A 17321-nucleotide genomic window follows, 5' to 3' on the forward strand; every position below is an offset into this window, starting at 1 on the left:
TTGCGGTTTGCCGAGAACCATTCGCTATTATCCTCTGTTGTAATCGTGCCCAAAATACAGGGGGCAGTTTTCCCTGTCAGGCGGTGAAATCGTCCAGCGTTTCCCGTGAGGGACAGTTATTCGGGGGTGGATTCGTAAGCGATGCTTTTGATTCGTCCCGCTTTCGTCTTTCGTGACGAAAATATTTTCAGCACTGTTTGTAGCATAGCTTTTGCAACCTGTCTCCTGTTGTCTCGCTTCAGCAGGTGGGGGATGCGTCTGCATTGCTGTTTGTCAGGTGAAAGCGTACTCTGGCGGCAAAACCGCCGCTTCAGGAGAAAGAATAATGCAGGCACGAGTGAAATGGGTGGAAGGGCTGACCTTTCTCGGAGAATCCTCATCCGGTCATCAGGTATTAATGGACGGCAATTCCGGTGATAAAGCGCCCAGCCCGATGGAGATGGTGTTGATGGCTGCGGGCGGCTGCAGCGCGATTGACGTGGTGTCGATTCTGCAAAAGGGGCGCAACGATGTCGCCGATTGTGAAGTCAAACTGACCTCGGAACGCCGCGAAGAAGCGCCACGCATTTTTACGCATATCAATCTGCATTTTATTGTCAGCGGCAAAGCGCTGAGCGATAAAGCGGTGGCGCGCGCGGTGGATCTGTCCGCGGAGAAGTACTGCTCGGTCGCGATCATGCTGGGCAAGGGCGTCGAGATAACGCACAGCTACGAAGTGGTGGAGCTGTAATCCAGCCGGGAGCGCGGCCCTGCGCTCCCGATCTCAGCTCCTCCCGGCGAAACTGGCGCGTTAGCCTGCGCTATTCAATGCGTTTTCCTTCAATCAACCGCTGCACCAGCGGCGTCATGATCAACTCCATCGCCAGTCCCATCTTGCCGCCCGGCACCACCAGCGTATTCATGTGGGAAATAAACGAGCCCTGGATCATCGCCAGTAAATAAGGAAAAGCGATGCCCTCCAGGCCGCGAAAATGGATCACCACAAAGCTCTCATCCAGCGACGGGATCTCACGCGCGGCAAACGGGTTCGAGGTATCCACGGTCGGCACGCGCTGGAAGTTGAGGTGCGTGCGGGAAAACTGCGGCGTGATGTAGTTGATGTAGTCTTCCATCGAACGCACCACCGAATCCATCACCGCTTCGCGCGAATGGCCGCGCTCGCTGGTGTCGCGCACCAGTTTCTGAATCCACTCCAGATTAACAATCGGTACCACGCCAACCAGCAGATCGACATGTTCCGCCACGTTATGCTGCTGCGTCACCACGCCGCCGTGCAGGCCTTCATAGAACAGCACATCGGTGTTTTCCGGCAGCGGCTGCCAGGGTGTAAAGGTGCCCGGCACCTGATTCCACGGCACCGCTTCATCGTAGGTGTGCAGATATTTGCGCGACTGGCCGAGTCCGCTCTGGCCATAGTCGCGAAAAGTCTGCTCCAGCAGGCCGAAGTCGTTGGCTTCCGGGCCAAAGTAGCTGATGTGACGCCCGAGGTCGCGCGCCTTACGAATCGCCATGTCCATTTCCGGACGGGTATAGCGATGGAAACTGTCGCCTTCTACTTCCGCCGCGTGCAGATCCAGCTGCTGGAAAATTTTACGGAAGGCGAGACTGGTGGTGGTGGTTCCGGCGCCGCTGGAACCGGTAACGGCTATGACTGGATGCCTGGCTGACATAACAGCGCTCCCTGTGAAGTCCGGCGATGAGCATTGTTACCACGAATTGCCGCCTGACGCATCAGCCGCGAAATTCCCGCCGCGGCATAATATTGACCGATTCATGCAATTCTGACCACACCAGTACCACTTCGCCCTGCTCGAGCTGGCGGCGCACGTCGGCCACTTTCTGCGTCAGGCTGCTCTCCTGCTCGCCATAATCGGTGCCTTCACGCAGCACAAAACTTTCTATCAGGTTTTCCAGCGTTGTCGGGTCGAGTTCTTGCCAGGGAATAATCACAATTACATATCCAGATAAGTTGAGAGCCAGTCCGGCACGCGCTGCTCCAGCCACATTTTGGGTCGCAGCAGGCTGCCGCCCACGAAGCCGACGTGACCGCCTTGCTGCGTCAGCTGATACTCAATTGTGGCAGACAACTGCTGCGGCTGCGGGATCACCGCATCGGTCATGAAGGGATCGTCTTTCGCATGGATGATCAGCAGCGGCTTGCGCACGCCGGTCAGCAATGGCATGGCGCTGGCGCGCTGATAATAGTCGCGCGCATCAATAAACCCGTGGGCGCGGGCGGTAATCGCATCATCAAACTCACGCAGCCGGCGGAAGGCGCGCAGCTGCGTCAGATCGACCGGCAGCGTGCCCGGCCAGGCGCGCAGTTTGCGCGTGGCGTTTTTCTTCAGCTGGGTTAGCAGGTAGTGCTGATAAAAGCGTGAAAAGCCCACGTCCAGCTTCTGGCTGCACGGCTCCAGCGCCAGCGGCGCGGAAATGGCGACCGCGGCATCCAGCGGGGCCGACGTGCCCTGCAGCCCCAGCAGACAGGCCAGCATATTGCCGCCGAGCGAAACGCCGACCGCGGCAGTCGGCACCGTGCCCCATTCGCGCTGCAGCCAGTGCAGAAAATAGGTGGCATCTTCAGTTTCACCGGAGTGATAGATGCGCTGCAGACGGTTAGGCTCGCCGCTGCAGCCGCGGAAGTGCATGATCACCGCCAGCCAGCCGCGCGCCTGACACGCCTGCATCAGCCCATGGGCATACGGGCTGCGGAAACTGCCTTCCAGCCCGTGGAACAGCACCATACGCGGCTTGTGACGTGCCTGTGCCGGATCTTCGCTCCACGCCAGATCGACGAAGTCGCCGTCCGGCAGATCGAGGCGCTGCCAGTGCGGGCGCAGCGTGACGCGCCGGCGCAGCAGACGCGGCAGCAGCGTTTGCAGATGCGCATTGCCGAAGCCGCGCAGCGGGGTAAAGCGCTCGCCGCTCGGGCGATCAAAATAGCCTGGGATAGTACTTGTCTGATGCATAACTCGCTGATAGCTTCGATGGGTTGTTCGCTTTTCTGGGTGAGGAGCACCCGAATATACATGGAACTGAGTCTTTTTTTATCAATGCTGGGCTTTCTCTGGGTCGCGGCCATCACGCCAGGGCCCAATAATATGTTACTTACCGCCTCAGGTGCTAATTTTGGCTTCCTGCGCACCTTTCCACTGCTGATTGGTATCATGATTGGCATGCAGGTGATGTTGCTGATGGTGGCGTTTGGCATCGGCAGCCTGATTCTGCTCTATCCCTCACTGCATCTGGTACTGAAAGTGGCCGGTAGCCTCTACCTGCTGTGGCTGGCGTGGAAAATTGCCACCGCCGAATACGAAACGCTGGAGACCGACGATGCCAGCGTGAAGCAGATGCCTTTCTGGCAGGGCGGGTTACTGCAACTGATCAACCCGAAAGCGTGGCTGATGGCGCTGGGTGCGGTCGCCAGCTTTAGCCTTGCCGGCAGCGCCTATTTGCATTCTGTGGTGGCGATCAGCATCGGCATGGCGCTGGTGAACGTGGTTTCCGGCGTGATCTGGATGGGTTTCGGCTCGCTGATTGGCCGCCTGCTGCGCAGCCCGCGCGCGTGGAAAATCTTCAACCTCGCCATGGGTGCGCTGACCGCAGCCTGCGTGCTGTTGATCTGGCACTGAGTCAGCTGGAGGCGCGCTCAATGCGCGTCCACGGCAGCACTTCATGCACCACTGCCGCCTGGCGCTGACGGATGCGCGCCAGCAGCAGCTGCACGCTGCGGGCACCCATCTGGTTCATCGGCTGGGCAATGGTGGTCAGCGGCGGGTTGATGCTGCTGGTGAACGGAATGCCGTCAAAGCCGACTACCGCCAGATCCTCCGGCACGCGCAGTCCAGCCTCCAGAGCAGCGTGAATCACACCAACCGCCAGCACGTCTGATACCGCAAACACCGCATCCGGCCGCTCTGGCTGCGTTAGCAGTTCGCGCAGCGCCGCGCTGCCCGCTTCGCAGGAGATGTCGCTGGCGTAAGCGACGCCGTGCCAGTCAAGCCCCAGCTGCGTGATGGCGTCGCGATAGCCGCTTTCGCGCTGGTGCGAATAGAGATAGCGCATATCACAGTTGACCAGCGCAATGCGCTGACGCCCTTTGCCGGCCAGATAATGCACCGTGTCATAGGCCGCCTGACGGTTATCGATGGTGACGCTGGAGGCGTTCACCGAGGGATCGTACTCCGCACACTGCACCCACGGCGCATCACCAATCAACTCTTTCAGTCCCTGCAGACAGGCCGCGGCGTCCATGGTGATCACCCCATCTACCACTTTGCCGGCCAGCAGCGCCAGATAGGCGGTTTCGCGCCGCAGCTGTGAGGCGGAATTACATAACAGGATGTGATAACCGTGCGCTTCGGCCTCCGCCTCAATGCCCTGCACCACCCGTGAACAGAACGGATTGGTGATATCGGAAATGAGCACCAGCAACATGTTGCTTTGCGCGGTACGCAGCTGGCGCGCCAGCAGGTTAGGCTGGTATTCGCACACATTAATTGCGGCCAGCACCCGTTTACGCGTATCTGGCCGGACGCCAGGATGCTGGTTTAACACCCGTGAAACCGTGGCTTTCGACACGCCCGCGAGGCGCGCAACTTTCTCAATCGACATGGAGGCCAGTACCGCTGTAAAAGGGGGAAAAAATCAAGACGAGATCAATACCACAGTCGGCATGTGAGCGCCTGACATATTTCTTCCACACCAGCGGTTTTGTATTTGCACTTTTTGCATAGCGTTACCCGATGTTGATCTAAGAACCGATTTTTATTAGGGATAATTTTTAATTCCTTTATGAAATCATTGCTGCTGGCGACACTGCCGTCACGACTCAACATTGGGGTGCATGATGATGGCAGTAACCAAAACAATAAGCGCGGTAGCAGCCGCGTTAGCGCTGATGACCTTTCAGGCGCAGGCGGTCAATGTGACCGTGGCTTATCAGACGTCGGCGGAACCGGCCAAAGTGGCGCAGGCTGACAATACCTTTGCCAAAGAGAGCGGTGCCACGGTTGACTGGCGCAAATTCGACAGCGGCGCCAGCGTCCTGCGTGCGTTAGCCTCGGGCGATGTGCAAATTGGCAACATCGGTTCCAGCCCGCTGGCGGTGGCCGCCACGCAGCAGCTGCCGATTGAAGCTTTCCTGCTGGCTTCACAGCTGGGCAATTCTGAAGCGCTGGTGGTGAAAAAAGGCATCAGCTCACCCAAAGATTTGATCGGCAAACGCATTGCTGTTCCCTTCATCTCCACCACCCATTACAGCCTGCTGGCCGCGCTGAAACACTGGGGCATCAAACCCACCCAGGTGCAACTGGTTAATCTGCAGCCACCGGCGATCATTGCTGCCTGGCAGCGCGGTGATATCGACGGCGCCTATGTCTGGGCACCCGCCGTCAATGAACTGGAGAAAGACGGCAAGGTGCTGACCGACTCGTCGCAGGTCGGGCAGTGGGGCTCACCGACGCTCGACGTCTGGGTGGTGCGCAAGGATTTTGCCCGGCAGCATCCTGAAGTGGTCACCGCTTTCGCCCGCAGCGCGATTGCCGCGCAGCAGGCCTATATCGCCAATCCGGAACAGTGGCTGCAGCAGCCGGATAACCTCAGCAAGCTGTCGCGCCTGAGCGGCGTGCCGGAAAGTGACGTTCCCGGACTGGTGAAAGGCAACACCTACCTGACGGCGCAGCAGCAGGTGGAACAGCTGGGCAAACCAGTCAACAAGGCGATTGTCGATACCGCACAGTTTCTGAAAGAGCAGGGCAAAGTGCCGGATGCCGCCAGTGACTACAGCAGCTTTGTCACCACGCGCTTTGTTGCCCCCTTAGCCAAATAACGGAGGCCTTATGCTCAGCATCACCCATCTCAACGCACGTTACGCCGGGCAACCGGCGCTGCAGGATATCAATCTGCAGCTGGCCAGCCGCGAATTGCTGGTGGTGCTGGGGCCGTCCGGCTGTGGCAAAACCACGCTGCTGAACTTGATCGCCGGCTTTCTGCCGCTGGAGTCCGGCAGTATCACGTTGGATGGCAAGCCGGTACGCGGACCGGGCGCAGAGCGCGGCGTGGTCTTTCAGAACGAAGGGCTACTACCGTGGCGTAACGTCATCGATAACGTGGCGTTCGGCCTGCAGCTGGCGGGCATGGCAAAAGCTGAACGGCACGCGATCGCCCGCCGTCTGATCCGTAAGGTCGGGCTCGAGGGCGCAGAAAAGCGTTTTATCTGGCAGCTCTCTGGGGGTCAGCGTCAGCGCGTGGGGATTGCCCGTGCGCTGGCCGCTGATCCGCAGCTGCTGCTGTTAGATGAGCCGTTCGGTGCGCTGGATGCCTTCACGCGCGAGCAAATGCAGACGCTGCTGCTGACGTTATGGCGCGATACCGGCAAGCAGATTCTGCTGATCACCCATGACATCGAAGAAGCCGTCTTTCTCGCCAGCGAACTGGTGCTGCTGTCGCCGGGTCCGGGTCGCGTAGTGGAACGCCTGAAGCTCGACTTTGGCCAGCGCTTCGCCGCAGGCGAGCCGTGCCGCAGCATCAAATCCGATCCGGCATTTATCGAACGACGTGAGTATGTCCTGAACCAAGTGTTCGCGCAGCGGGAGGCGTTTGTATGAGTGCCGTTATTGATGACAAGCGCCGGACGTCCCGCGTTCGTCGCCTGCGCTGGCCGTTTTCCCGCCAGCTGTCGCTGAGCCTGCTGAGCGTGGCCGTGCTGCTGCTGCTGTGGTGGGGCGTGACCGCGCTGGGGCTGATTGCGCCCTTGTTTCTGCCGCCGCCACAGCAGGTGCTACATAAGCTGCTGGTTATTGCTGGTCCGCAGGGCTTTATGGATGCCACGCTATGGCAGCACCTTGGTGCCAGCCTGACGCGCATGCTGGTGGCGCTGTTCTTTGCCGCGCTGATCGGCATTCCGGTGGGCATTGCCATGGGGCTTAGTCCGGCGGTGCGCGGGCTGCTCGATCCGCTGATTGAACTCTATCGACCAGTGCCGCCGCTGGCCTATTTGCCGCTGATGGTGATTTGGTTTGGCATTGGCGAAACCTCAAAGATTTTACTGATTTATCTGGCAATTTTCGCGCCGGTGACTTTATCCACCCTGGCCGGCGTGAAGAATACGCAGCAGGTGCGGATCCGTGCCGCTCAGGCGCTGGGGGCGACGCGCGGGCAGCTGCTGCGTTTTGTCATTCTGCCCGGAGCATTGCCGGAGATTCTCACCGGCCTGCGCATCGGTCTTGGTGTGGGCTGGTCCACGCTGGTGGCGGCCGAACTGATTGCCGCGACGCGCGGACTGGGCTTTATGGTGCAGTCGGCTGGGGAGTTTCTCGCCACCGATGTGGTGCTGGCGGGCATCGCGGTGATCGCCCTGATTGCCTTTAGTTTAGAACTGGGTTTACGTGCGCTACAGCGCCGACTGACGCCCTGGAATGGAGAACAGCAATGAACGAACGAGTGAATTTTACCGCGCTGGGTCCGTATATCGGGGCGCAGGTCAGCGATGTTGATCTCAGCCGTCCGCTGAGTGACGCGCAGTTTGAGCAGCTTTACCACGGTCTGCTGCGTCATCAGGTGCTGTTTCTGCGCGATCAGCGCATTACGCCGGAGCAGCAGCGCGCGCTGGCGATCCGCTTCGGCGATCTGCACATTCATCCGGTTTATCCGCATGCCGAAGGCGTGGAAGAGATTATCGTGCTGGATACGCATCAGGATAATCCGCCTGACAACGATAACTGGCATACCGACGTCACCTTTATTCAGACGCCGCCGGCGATCGCCATTCTGGCCTCAAAGCTGCTGCCGGAGAGCGGTGGCGATACGCTGTGGACCAGCGGGATTGCCGCTTACGAGGCGCTGTCAGAGCCGTTCAAACAGCTGCTGAGTGGCCTGCAGGCGGAGCACGACTTTAAGAAATCGTTCCAGGAGTATAAGTACCGTAAGACGGAAGAGGAGCATCAGCGCTGGCAGCAGGCCGTGGCGAAGCATCCGCCGGTGCAGCATCCGGTGATCCGCACCCATCCGGTGAGCGGACGCAAGGCGCTGTTTGTTAATGAAGGTTTTACCACCAGGCTGCTCGGCGTAAGCGAGAAGGAGAGCGAGGCGCTGCTGGGCTATCTGTTTGCGCACGCCACCAAACCGGAGTTTCAGGTGCGCTGGCGCTGGCAGCCGAACGACGTGGCAATCTGGGATAACCGCGTGACGCAGCATTATGCCAATGCGGATTATTATCCGGCGCGGCGCGTGATGCATCGCGCGACGGTGTTAGGGGATGTGCCGGTGTGATTTCGGAGCGTTGATTGCCCTCACCCCAACCCTCTCCCGCCAGCGGGAGAGGGGGCCGACCGTGCGTAGCAGGTAAGGCGGATTAAGGTTTGTTCCCTCTCCTGTGGGAGGAGGCTGTTCCAGCGCGGGAGTAAGGTTTATTCCCTCTCCCTATGGGAGAGGGTCAGGGTGAGGGCATCATCGCGCACCCTCTATGACCTCATCGCGCACCTTTACCCCGCGAGCATCTGCTCCAGCTGCTCCTGCGCCTCCAGCCACGCCATTTCGACCTCTTCCAGCGCCGATTTGCTCTCCGCCTGGCGCTGCAGGGCGGCGGTTAAATCGGCCTTACGGTTTTGCTCGTAAATGGCGCTGTCGGCCAGCTGTGCTTCGGCTTCGCTGAGCTGCGTCTGCCATTTGGCCATCTGCTTCTCCAGCTTTTCGATCTCTTTGCGCAGCGGCTGCGTCTGCGCGCGCAGCTCGGCGTCGCGGCGCTTCTGATCTTTGCGGGACTGCGCGCTGTTGGCGTTGTCCTGCTTTGGCGCGGCATCCTGCTGCGTTTCCTGCTTCTGCAGGTCGCTCAGCCACTGCTGATAATCATCCAGATCGCCCTCGAATACATCCACTTTGCGGTCGTGCACCAGGTAAAGATCGTCGGTGGTTGAACGCAGAAGATGACGATCGTGCGACACCACCACCAGTGCGCCTTCAAAGTCGATCAGCGCTTCGGTCAGCGCCTGGCGCATATCCAAATCGAGGTGGTTGGTCGGTTCGTCGAGCAGCAGCAGATTCGGCCGCTGCCAGACGATCAGCGCCAGCACCAGCCGCGCTTTCTCGCCGCCGGAGAAACGCTCGGTGGCTTCGCTGACTTTATCGCCCTGAAAACCAAAGCCACCCAGGTAGTCACGCAGCTGCTGCTCCAGCGTTTTCGGGGCGATGCGCGCCAGATGCTGCAGCGGCGACTCATCGGCGCGCAGATACTCAAGCTGATGCTGCGCGAAGTAACCCAGCTTGATCCCTTTCGCCAGACCCACCTTGCCCGCCAGCGGCTCCAGCTCGCCCGCCAGCAGTTTGATCAGCGTGGACTTACCGGCGCCGTTACGCCCCAGCAGGCCGATGCGTGAGCCCGGCACCAGATTGAGTTTGATGGCATCCAGAATCACCCGCTCACCGTACCCCGCCGAAACCTGCTCCATTTTCAGGATTGGGTTAGGCAAGCTTTCTGGCGCGCGGAAGCTGAAGCTGAACGGGTTATCGACGTGCGCCGGGGCAATCAGCTCCATGCGCTCCAGCATCTTGATGCGGCTCTGCGCCTGTTTGGCTTTGGTGGCCTGCGCGCGGAAGCGATCGATGTACTTTTGCAGGTGCGTGACTTTTTCCTGCTGGCTCTGGTACAGCGCCTGCTGCTGCGCCAGTTTGGCCACACGCTGACGCTCGAACGAGCTGTAGTTGCCGGTGTATTCGAACATCGTCTGCTGTTCGATATGGATGATTTTGTCCACCACCGGGTCGAGGAAGTCGCGGTCGTGCGAGATCAGGATCAGCGTGCCGGTATAGCTCTTCAGCCAGCGCTCCAGCCAGATCACCGCGTCGAGATCGAGGTGGTTGGTCGGTTCATCGAGCAGCAGCAGGTCGGAACGGCATACCAGTGCCTGAGCAAGATTGAGACGCATGCGCCAGCCGCCGGAGAAATCGCTCACCGGCCGCATTAATTGTTCCTGGCTGAAGCCCAATCCGTGCAGCAGACTGGCGGCGCGTGCGTGTATGCTCCACGCCTGAATAGCGTCCAGCTTGCCGTGCAGCAGCGCAATGGCGTTGCCATCGTCGCGCGCATTGGCTGCCGCTAATTCGGATTCGAGCTGACGATATTCGCGGTCGCCGTCGATAACATATTCCAGCGCGGCTTTACTCAGCGCCGGGGTTTCCTGATTCACCCACGCCAGCGCCCAGTTGCCGGGAAAGGTGACGTTGCCGGCATCGCTGCTGATTTCACCCTTCAGCAGTGACAGCAGCGTGGATTTACCGCAGCCGTTTTTACCCACCAGGCCGACTTTTTGCCCCGGGTTAATGGTGGCCGTTGCGTTATCCAGCAGCACATTAGTGCCGCGACGGATTTGTAATGCGGAAAAGACAATCATAAGCGCCGTATCGTCAGAATATGTTAATTTATCGGCAACATAATTCGAGAATGTTTAGTTGCGTCGAGCATGGTAGCGGAATTCCTCTGCTGTGACGACGCTTTGGAGGGGAACGATGTCGCAGCCACCCAAAATTTTGCTGCTTTACGCCCATCCGGAATCACAGGATTCGATTGCTAATCGGGTTTTGCTGCAGTCGGCTATGGAACTGGACCACGTCACGGTGCACGATTTATACGCCCACTATCCGGATTTCTTTATTGATATTCATTACGAGCAGCAACTGCTGCGCGACCATCAAATCGTGGTGTTTCAGCATCCACTTTATACCTATAGCTGTCCGGCACTGCTGAAAGAGTGGCTGGATCGCGTGCTGTCGCGCGGCTTTGCCAGTGGGCAGGACGGTAATGCGCTGGAAGGCAAATACTGGCGCAGCGTGGTGACGACCGGTGAGCCGGAGACGGCGTATCACCACAGCGGCCTCAATCGCTACCCGATGAGCGACATTATGCGACCGTTTGAGCTGACGGCGCAGATGTGTCGCATGCACTGGCTGACGCCGATGGTGATTTACTGGGCGCGTCGTCAGACACCCGAGGTGCTGCGCAACTTTGCGCGCGCCTATGGCGACTGGCTGGCGTCACCACTGCCGAACGGAGGAGTGTGATGCAAGGCGAAACGTTACTCACCGCTGGCGTGATTTATCTGGTGGCGGCGGTGCTGGTGGTGCCGATTGCCGCCCGGATCGGCATTGGTGCGGTGCTGGGCTATCTGCTGGCCGGTATCGCCATCGGCCCGTGGGGGCTGGGCTTCATCAGTGATGTGGACGAGATTCTGCACTTCTCGGAGCTTGGCGTGGTGTTCCTGATGTTCATCATCGGACTGGAGCTGAACCCGGCCAAGCTGTGGGCGCTGCGGCGCTCTATTTTTGGCGTCGGTGCCGCGCAGGTGCTGGTATCGGCAGCGATTCTCGGCGTGCTGCTGTGGCTGACCGACTTCAGCTGGCAGGCCGCGGTGATTGGCGGTATTGGCCTGGCGATGTCCTCGACCGCCATGGCGCTGCAGCTGATGCGCGACAAAGGCATGAACCGCAGCGAAGCGGGGCAGCTGGGCTTCTCAGTGCTGCTGTTCCAGGACCTGGCGGTGATTCCGGCGCTGGCGCTGGTGCCGCTGCTGGCCGGCAGCGACAGTGGCCACGTTGACTGGCTCAAGGTGGGCATGAAGGTGCTGGCATTCGCCGGTATGCTGGTGGGCGGCCGCTATTTGCTGCGGCCGATTTTCCGTTTCATCGCCGCGTCCGGCGTGCGGGAAGTGTTTACCGCCGCCTCGCTGCTGCTGGTGCTCGGTTCGGCGCTGTTTATGGATGCGCTGGGCCTGTCGATGGCGCTGGGGACGTTCATCGCCGGTATTCTGCTGGCAGAGAGTGAGTATCGCCACGAACTGGAAGTTGCCATTGAGCCGTTTAAAGGGCTGCTGCTCGGGCTGTTCTTTATTTCGGTGGGCATGGCGCTCAACCTCGGCGTGCTTTATACCCACATCCTCGAAATTCTGATCGGCGTGGTGCTGCTGGTGGCGGTGAAAACGCTGGTGCTCTATGTGCTGGCGCGCATTTATGGCCTGCGCAGTTCGGAGCGTCTGCAGTTTGCCGGCGTGCTGAGTCAGGGCGGTGAATTCGCCTTCGTGCTGTTTTCGGCGGCGTCGTCGGCAAAACTGTTCAGCGGCGATCAGCTGCCGCTGCTGCTGGTCACGGTGACGCTGTCGATGATGACCACGCCGCTGCTGATGCAGGGCGTGGATAAGATTCTGGCGCGCCGCTTTAACGAACCGGAAGAGGACGGCGAAAAGCCGTTTGTCGAGGACGATCAGCCTCAGGTGATTGTGGTGGGCTTTGGCCGTTTTGGTCAGGTGGTCGGGCGTTTGCTGATGGCCAACAACAAGCGCATCACCGTGCTGGAGCGCGATATCTCGGCGGTCAGCCTGATGCGCAAATATGGCTACAAGGTTTACTATGGCGATGCCACTGAGCTCGAGCTACTGCGTGCCGCCGGGGCGGAGAATGCGCAGTCGATTGTCATCACCTGTAACGATCCGGAAGATTCGATGACCATCGTGCACTTGTGCCAGCAGCACTTCCCGCAACTGGAGATCCTGGCGCGGGCGCGCGGTCGTGTCGAGGCGCATGAGCTGCTGCAGGCGGGCGTCACGCTGTTCTCGCGTGAAACCTTCTCCAGTGCGCTGGAGTTAGGCCGCAAAGCGCTGATATCACTGGGCATGCATCCGCATCAGGCGCAGCGCGCGCAGCAGCACTTCCGCCGGCTGGATATGCGCATGCTGCGTGAACTGGTGCCGAGCCACGACGACAGCGTGCAGGTTTCACGCGTGCGTGAGGCGCGACGCGAGCTGGAGGACATTTTCCAGCGTGAAATGCAGCATGAAAAACGGCAGTTTGACGGCTGGGATGATGAGTAGGGCTACACTTAACGTATCCGTTCTGATAACGGGCAGGAAAGACTATGCGTAAACGTTTTATTGCCGGTGCGGTTTGTCCGCACTGTCAGGAGAAAGACACGCTGGCGATGTGGCGTGAAAACAATGTCGATGTGGTGGAGTGCGTGAAGTGCGGCCACCAGATGCGTGAGGCGGACAAGCAGGCGCGCGATCAGGTTCGCAGCACTGAGCAAGTGATTGGCATTTTTCATCCGGAGTAGCGCGATGGCGCAGCTTTTTTTAAGCTTAGCCTTACAGCGGTATTGAATTCCGCTACAATCGGCGCCATTAACGCTGAGCAGTATGGTCCAACAGCACTGTTGGCATCCTCAGTACTGAACCTTTCTGGTTGGTTATTGCACGCGAGAATAGACCAATGAGACGGGATTCTTTGTTCTCAACGGTTAGGAGATATCATGAAAGTAGCAAAAGACCTGGTGGTGAGCCTGGCGTATCAGGTTCGTACCGAAGACGGTGTGTTGGTTGACGAGTCACCGGTGAGTGCACCGTTGGACTATCTGCACGGTCATGGTTCCCTGATTTCTGGTCTGGAAAAAGCGCTGGAAAATCACGCGGTCGGCGACAAGTTTGACGTGCATATCCCGGCAAACGACGCGTACGGCCAGTACGATGACAACCTGGTGCAGCGTGTACCGAAAGACGTGTTCATGGGCGTTGACGAGCTGCAGGTTGGCATGCGCTTCCTGGCAGAAACCGACCAGGGCCCGGTGCCGGTCGAGATCACCGAAGTGGAAGATGAGCACGTGGTGGTTGACGGTAACCACATGCTGGCGGGTCAGAACCTGAACTTCAATGTGGAAGTGGTTGCTATCCGTGAAGCCACGGAAGAAGAGATCGCTCACGGCCACGTTCATGGCGCTGACGGCCATCATCATGACCACGACCACGACCATGGTCACGATCATGAGCACGGTCACGGCGGCTGCGGCGGCCACGGTGGTTGCGGCTGCAACCACTAAGCGTAAAAAGGCCACCTGCGGGTGGCCTTTTTATTGGGCAGCAAAGCACGCGATATTAATAGTGCGGCGGCGGGGTCTCTTCCGCTTGCGAAGCGACCATGGACGGGGCGGCGGCCTTCACTTTATCCACCAGCAGACGCACCTGCTCACGCAGTTTACTCATTTCCAGCTCGTGCTGAACCACCGTCTGATTGAGCTGCTCAATGGTATGTTCCTGGAAAGCCAGCTTGCTCTCCAGCGCCTCAAGGCGTTGATCCCATTCTGGTTGTTGCATCATCACTCCTCCTGTCACGGTGCTGCGCGTTGATCTTGTCGGGCGTGATTCTACGGTCTTTCGTGTCAGAATCACCTGATATTTCACCTTCGGTCTGGCGTATGCATTGAATTCCCGCGTTGCGCCTATATCTCTGATGAAACTTCCTGAAGCAAAAAAGGTCGGAGGTTGACCGGGTAATTACACTGTGGGAGTGTTCGCCACTGCCACGTAAAGTTATAGTGTGGGCCACTGTCCGCAATGATTCCCGAGGTTTTGAAGCTTCGGTTTTGGAGAAAGGATGAAATCACTGTTTAAAGTCACATTGTTAGCTACCACCATGGCCGTCGCGCTGAATGCACCGCTGGCAATGGCAGCAGAAACCACTGCGGCACCGGCTGACGCAGCGCAGGCTGCGCCACAGGCGCCGAAAAATGCTGCCTTCAAAAACGAAGACCAGCAGTCAGCCTATGCGCTGGGCGCCTCCCTGGGTCGCTACATGGACAACTCTCTGAAGGAGCAGGAGAAACTGGGTATCAAACTGGACAAAGACCAGCTGATTGCCGGTGTTCAGGATGCGTTTGGCGGCAAGAGCAAGCTGTCTGACGAAGAGATTGAGCAGACGCTGCAGGCGTTTGAAGGCCGCGTGAAAGGGGCCGCTCAGGCGAAGATGGAAAAAGACGCGAAAGAGAATGCCGACAAAGGCACCGCTTACGCGGACAAGTTCGCCAAAGAGAAGGGCGTGAAGAAAACCGAATCTGGCCTGCTGTATCAGGTAGAGAAAGAGGGCAGCGGTGAAACCCCGAAAGACAGCGATACCGTGGTGGTTAACTACAAAGGTACGCTGATTGACGGCACTGAGTTCGACAACTCTTACACGCGCGGCGAGCCGCTGTCGTTCCGTCTGGACGGCGTAATCCCGGGCTGGACCGAAGGTCTGAAGCACGTGAAGAAAGGCGGTAAGATCAAGCTGGTGATCCCACCGAACCTGGCTTACGGCAAAAACGGCGTGCCGGGTATTCCGGCCAACTCAACGCTGGTGTTCGATGTTGAACTGCTCGACATCAAGCCGGCGCCGAAAGCCGATGAGAAAGCGCAGGCTCCGGCCGCTGCTGACAAGAAAGCGCAGTAAGCTGACTTGCACCGCCGCCTTCGGGCGGCGGTTTTGTTTTCGCTCATCCTGAATTTGCGGCGCGATGAGTAAAGCTCTGGCTAAAAACGGCGACATTTGCCAGACTAGCGCCTGCACAATGATCATAAGATGAGTCTGCCCCAATGCTGTCGAGACAGGCTCCAGCCATTTAGGGTAATGTCTTCGATGTCTAATCCATTCAATCCCGGCGAACTGACTGACTTCGATTTACTGGAGCAGCGTCCGTTCGAACAAGCAGACTACGATATTCTTAAATCCTACGAAGCGGTGGTCGACGGTCTGGCGATGCTGATTGGCTCGCACTGCGAAATCGTGCTGCACTCGCTGGAAGATCTTAAATGCTCCGCCGTGCGTATCGCCAACGGCGAACATACCGGCCGCAAAGTGGGTTCCCCGATTACCGATCTGGCGCTGCGCATGCTGCATGATATGCACGGCGCGGAGAGCAATGTGTCGCGCGCCTACTTCACGCGGGCCAAAAGTGGTGTACTGATGAAGTCGGTAACCATTGCGATTCGTAACCGGCAGCAGCGGGTGATTGGCCTGCTGTGCATCAATATGAACCTGGACGTACCGTTTTCGCAGATTATGTCGACTTTCATGCCGCCGGAAACGCAGCAGGTGGATTCCAACGTCAACTTTGCCAGCTCGGTAGAGGATCTGGTCACCCAGACGCTGGAGTTCACTATTGAAGAGGTGAGCGCCGACCGCAACGTGTCGAATAACGCCAAGAATCGCCAGATCGTCCTCAATCTGTACGAGAAGGGCATTTTCGATATTAAGGACGCCATTAACCAGGTGGCCGATCGCCTCAATATTTCTAAGCACACCGTGTATCTGTATATCCGCCAGTTTAAGAGTGGCGATCTGCAGGGGCAGGATCGCTAATGCGCTACACGCTGCTGGTGACCGGGCCGGCTTACGGCACACAGCACGCCAGTAGCGCGCTGCTGTTTGCCCGTGCGCTGCTGGCACAGGGACATCAGCTGGAAAGCGTGTTCTTTTACCGCGAGGGCGTGCTGAATGCTAACCAGCTCAGCGCGCCGGCCAGCGATGAAGTGGACATGGTGCGCGCCTGGCAGCAGCTGCGCGACGACAGTGGCGCGGCGCTGAATATCTGTGTGGCAGCCGCGTTGCGGCGCGGCGTGACCGATGCGCAGGAGGCAGCGCGCCTGCAGCTGGCGGCCAGCAATCTGCAGCCCGGATTTACCCTTAGCGGCCTGGGCGCGCTGGCGGAAGCCGCCCTGAGCTGCGATCGACTGGTGCAGTTCTGATGAACCGTGTGGCGTTTCTGTTTACGCAGGCTCCGCACGGCAGCAGTGCTGGCCGGGAAGGGCTGGATGCTGTGCTGGCGACCGGCGCGCTGAGTGAGGATATCGGCCTGTTCTTTATTGGCGACGGCGTGCTGCAGCTCAACCGCGATCAGCAGCCGGCGCAGATTCTGGCGCGTGACTATATTGCGACCTTTGGCGTGCTGGCGCTATACGACATCGAACGCTGCTATATCTGTCAGGCGTCTCTGCTGGCACGTGGCCAGAGTCTCACGGCAGCGCGCGTGCTGGATGCGCAGCTGCTGGAACCTGCCGCGCTGCGCCAGACGCTGGCAACTTATGACCGTATCCTCCGTTTCTGAGAACTGACCATGCTCTACACCCTGCTGCACTCTCCCTGGCAATGCGATTTCGATAGCCTGCTGCTGCTGTTACAGGAGGGCGATGACGTGCTGCTGTTACAGGATGGTGTGACGGCCGCGCTGGCAGGCAGTCAGAAGCTGCAGCAGCTGCTGGCGTCGCCTGCCACGCTGTGGGTATTAGAAGAAGACGTGATGGCGCGCGGGCTGACTGCGCAAATTTCGACCAATGTGTCGCGTCTGAACTATACTGGTTTCGTTACGCTGACGACGAAGCATCCACAACAAGTGGCCTGGTGAAGGGTAAAACCTGGTTATTTCTTGACACCCTATGGGCACAGCCCTAAAATTCTGCCTCCTCGTAGTAATACGAGGCGATTTATTACGTGTTTACGAAGCAAAAGCTAAAACCAGGAGCTATTTAATGGCA

The 17321-nt window shown here is 58.8% G+C and carries 21 protein-coding genes; 15 read left to right on the forward strand and 6 right to left on the reverse strand.

What is annotated here, in order from left to right; genetic code table 11:
• The first annotated feature begins 325 nt into the window (after window positions 1–325).
• Complete coding sequence (locus QMM04_RS13775) at window positions 326–730, forward strand: OsmC family protein (RefSeq protein WP_021507440.1); 405 nt, start codon at window positions 326–328, stop codon at window positions 728–730.
• Between the two features lie 70 nt (window positions 731–800).
• Here QMM04_RS13775 and QMM04_RS13780 read toward each other — a convergent pair whose 3' ends face one another.
• From QMM04_RS13780 to QMM04_RS13790, 3 genes are all read right to left on the reverse strand, one after another.
• A complete protein-coding gene (locus tag QMM04_RS13780) occupies window positions 801–1670 on the reverse strand; it encodes a phosphoribulokinase (protein WP_021507441.1) in 870 nt (289 codons plus the stop codon).
• Between the two features lie 61 nt (window positions 1671–1731).
• Entirely contained in the window at window positions 1732–1950 is a 219-nt protein-coding gene (locus QMM04_RS13785; RefSeq protein ID WP_282996364.1) for a YheU family protein, read from the reverse strand.
• A 2-nt stretch (window positions 1951–1952) separates the two neighbouring features.
• The gene (locus QMM04_RS13790) at window positions 1953–2969 is read right to left on the reverse strand and encodes a hydrolase (RefSeq protein WP_058759291.1); all 1017 of its coding nucleotides are present in this window, start codon (window positions 2967–2969) and stop codon (window positions 1953–1955) included.
• A gap of 60 nt (window positions 2970–3029) precedes the next feature.
• Between QMM04_RS13790 and QMM04_RS13795 the strand changes: the two genes are divergently transcribed.
• Window positions 3030–3632 (forward strand): LysE family translocator, encoded by a 603-nt coding sequence (locus QMM04_RS13795; RefSeq protein WP_031279689.1) that lies wholly within the window; start codon window positions 3030–3032, stop codon window positions 3630–3632.
• A gap of 1 nt (window position 3633) precedes the next feature.
• Here the strand turns inward: QMM04_RS13795 and QMM04_RS13800 are convergent, their stop codons facing one another.
• Complete coding sequence (locus QMM04_RS13800) at window positions 3634–4614, reverse strand: LacI family DNA-binding transcriptional regulator (protein ID WP_021507445.1); 981 nt, start codon at window positions 4612–4614, stop codon at window positions 3634–3636.
• 238 nt (window positions 4615–4852) lie between these two features.
• Here QMM04_RS13800 and tauA point away from each other — a divergent pair, with 238 nt between their 5' ends.
• From tauA to tauD, 4 genes are read left to right on the forward strand one after another with little or no spacing between them, the layout of a single operon-like run.
• Window positions 4853–5830, forward strand: a complete 978-nt coding sequence (gene tauA / locus QMM04_RS13805) for a taurine ABC transporter substrate-binding protein (protein WP_031279690.1) — start codon at window positions 4853–4855, stop codon at window positions 5828–5830.
• A 10-nt stretch (window positions 5831–5840) separates the two neighbouring features.
• Window positions 5841–6608, forward strand: coding sequence for a taurine ABC transporter ATP-binding subunit (tauB, locus tag QMM04_RS13810; protein WP_021507447.1), 768 nt, complete (start codon window positions 5841–5843; stop codon window positions 6606–6608).
• A complete protein-coding gene (gene tauC, locus QMM04_RS13815; RefSeq protein WP_021507448.1) occupies window positions 6605–7435 on the forward strand; it encodes a taurine ABC transporter permease TauC in 831 nt (276 codons plus the stop codon). The genes tauB and tauC overlap by 4 nt, the downstream gene beginning before the upstream one ends.
• The gene (gene tauD / locus QMM04_RS13820) at window positions 7432–8271 is read left to right on the forward strand and encodes a taurine dioxygenase (RefSeq protein ID WP_021507449.1); all 840 of its coding nucleotides are present in this window, start codon (window positions 7432–7434) and stop codon (window positions 8269–8271) included. The genes tauC and tauD overlap by 4 nt, the downstream gene beginning before the upstream one ends.
• Before the next feature lie 212 nt (window positions 8272–8483).
• Here the strand turns inward: tauD and QMM04_RS13825 are convergent, their stop codons facing one another.
• A complete protein-coding gene (locus tag QMM04_RS13825) occupies window positions 8484–10388 on the reverse strand; it encodes an ABC transporter ATP-binding protein (RefSeq protein WP_021507450.1) in 1905 nt (634 codons plus the stop codon).
• A 115-nt stretch (window positions 10389–10503) separates the two neighbouring features.
• On the opposite strand from QMM04_RS13825, the gene kefG reads away from it, so the two are divergent.
• The 4 genes from kefG to slyD all read left to right on the forward strand — a co-directional run bounded on the left by kefG (window position 10504) and on the right by slyD (window position 13855).
• Window positions 10504–11055: a glutathione-regulated potassium-efflux system ancillary protein KefG gene (gene kefG, locus QMM04_RS13830; RefSeq protein WP_021507451.1), complete on the forward strand. Its 552-nt coding sequence runs from the start codon at window positions 10504–10506 to the stop codon at window positions 11053–11055.
• Entirely contained in the window at window positions 11055–12857 is a 1803-nt protein-coding gene (kefB, locus tag QMM04_RS13835) for a glutathione-regulated potassium-efflux system protein KefB (RefSeq protein WP_125309842.1), read from the forward strand. Before kefG ends, kefB begins: the two co-directional genes overlap by 1 nt.
• A gap of 44 nt (window positions 12858–12901) precedes the next feature.
• Window positions 12902–13096, forward strand: a complete 195-nt coding sequence (locus tag QMM04_RS13840; protein WP_021507453.1) for a YheV family putative zinc ribbon protein — start codon at window positions 12902–12904, stop codon at window positions 13094–13096.
• Window positions 13097–13291: 195 nt separating this feature from the next.
• Window positions 13292–13855 (forward strand): peptidylprolyl isomerase, encoded by a 564-nt coding sequence (slyD, locus tag QMM04_RS13845; RefSeq protein WP_021507454.1) that lies wholly within the window; start codon window positions 13292–13294, stop codon window positions 13853–13855.
• 55 nt (window positions 13856–13910) lie between these two features.
• Here slyD and QMM04_RS13850 read toward each other — a convergent pair whose 3' ends face one another.
• The gene (locus QMM04_RS13850; RefSeq protein WP_010616434.1) at window positions 13911–14129 is read right to left on the reverse strand and encodes a SlyX family protein; all 219 of its coding nucleotides are present in this window, start codon (window positions 14127–14129) and stop codon (window positions 13911–13913) included.
• A gap of 280 nt (window positions 14130–14409) precedes the next feature.
• On the opposite strand from QMM04_RS13850, the gene fkpA reads away from it, so the two are divergent.
• From fkpA to tusB, 5 genes are all read left to right on the forward strand, one after another.
• On the forward strand, window positions 14410–15240 hold the full coding sequence (gene fkpA, locus QMM04_RS13855) for an FKBP-type peptidyl-prolyl cis-trans isomerase (protein ID WP_021507456.1): 831 nt from the start codon (window positions 14410–14412) through the stop codon (window positions 15238–15240).
• Between the two features lie 186 nt (window positions 15241–15426).
• Window positions 15427–16149 carry a transcriptional regulator gene (locus QMM04_RS13860; RefSeq protein WP_021507457.1) on the forward strand — a complete coding sequence of 241 codons (723 nt, stop codon included), beginning with the start codon at window positions 15427–15429 and terminating at the stop codon, window positions 16147–16149.
• Window positions 16149–16535, forward strand: coding sequence for a sulfurtransferase complex subunit TusD (gene tusD, locus QMM04_RS13865; protein WP_159378039.1), 387 nt, complete (start codon window positions 16149–16151; stop codon window positions 16533–16535). The genes QMM04_RS13860 and tusD overlap by 1 nt, the downstream gene beginning before the upstream one ends.
• Window positions 16535–16894 carry a sulfurtransferase complex subunit TusC gene (tusC, locus tag QMM04_RS13870; protein ID WP_159378040.1) on the forward strand — a complete coding sequence of 120 codons (360 nt, stop codon included), beginning with the start codon at window positions 16535–16537 and terminating at the stop codon, window positions 16892–16894. Before tusD ends, tusC begins: the two co-directional genes overlap by 1 nt.
• A gap of 9 nt (window positions 16895–16903) precedes the next feature.
• On the forward strand, window positions 16904–17191 hold the full coding sequence (gene tusB / locus QMM04_RS13875; RefSeq protein WP_021507460.1) for a sulfurtransferase complex subunit TusB: 288 nt from the start codon (window positions 16904–16906) through the stop codon (window positions 17189–17191).
• Window positions 17192–17321 lie beyond the last annotated feature (130 nt).

It is taken from the genome of Pantoea sp. Pa-EAmG (assembly GCF_030024295.1).
Lineage (GTDB): Bacteria > Pseudomonadota > Gammaproteobacteria > Enterobacterales > Enterobacteriaceae > Pantoea > Pantoea dispersa.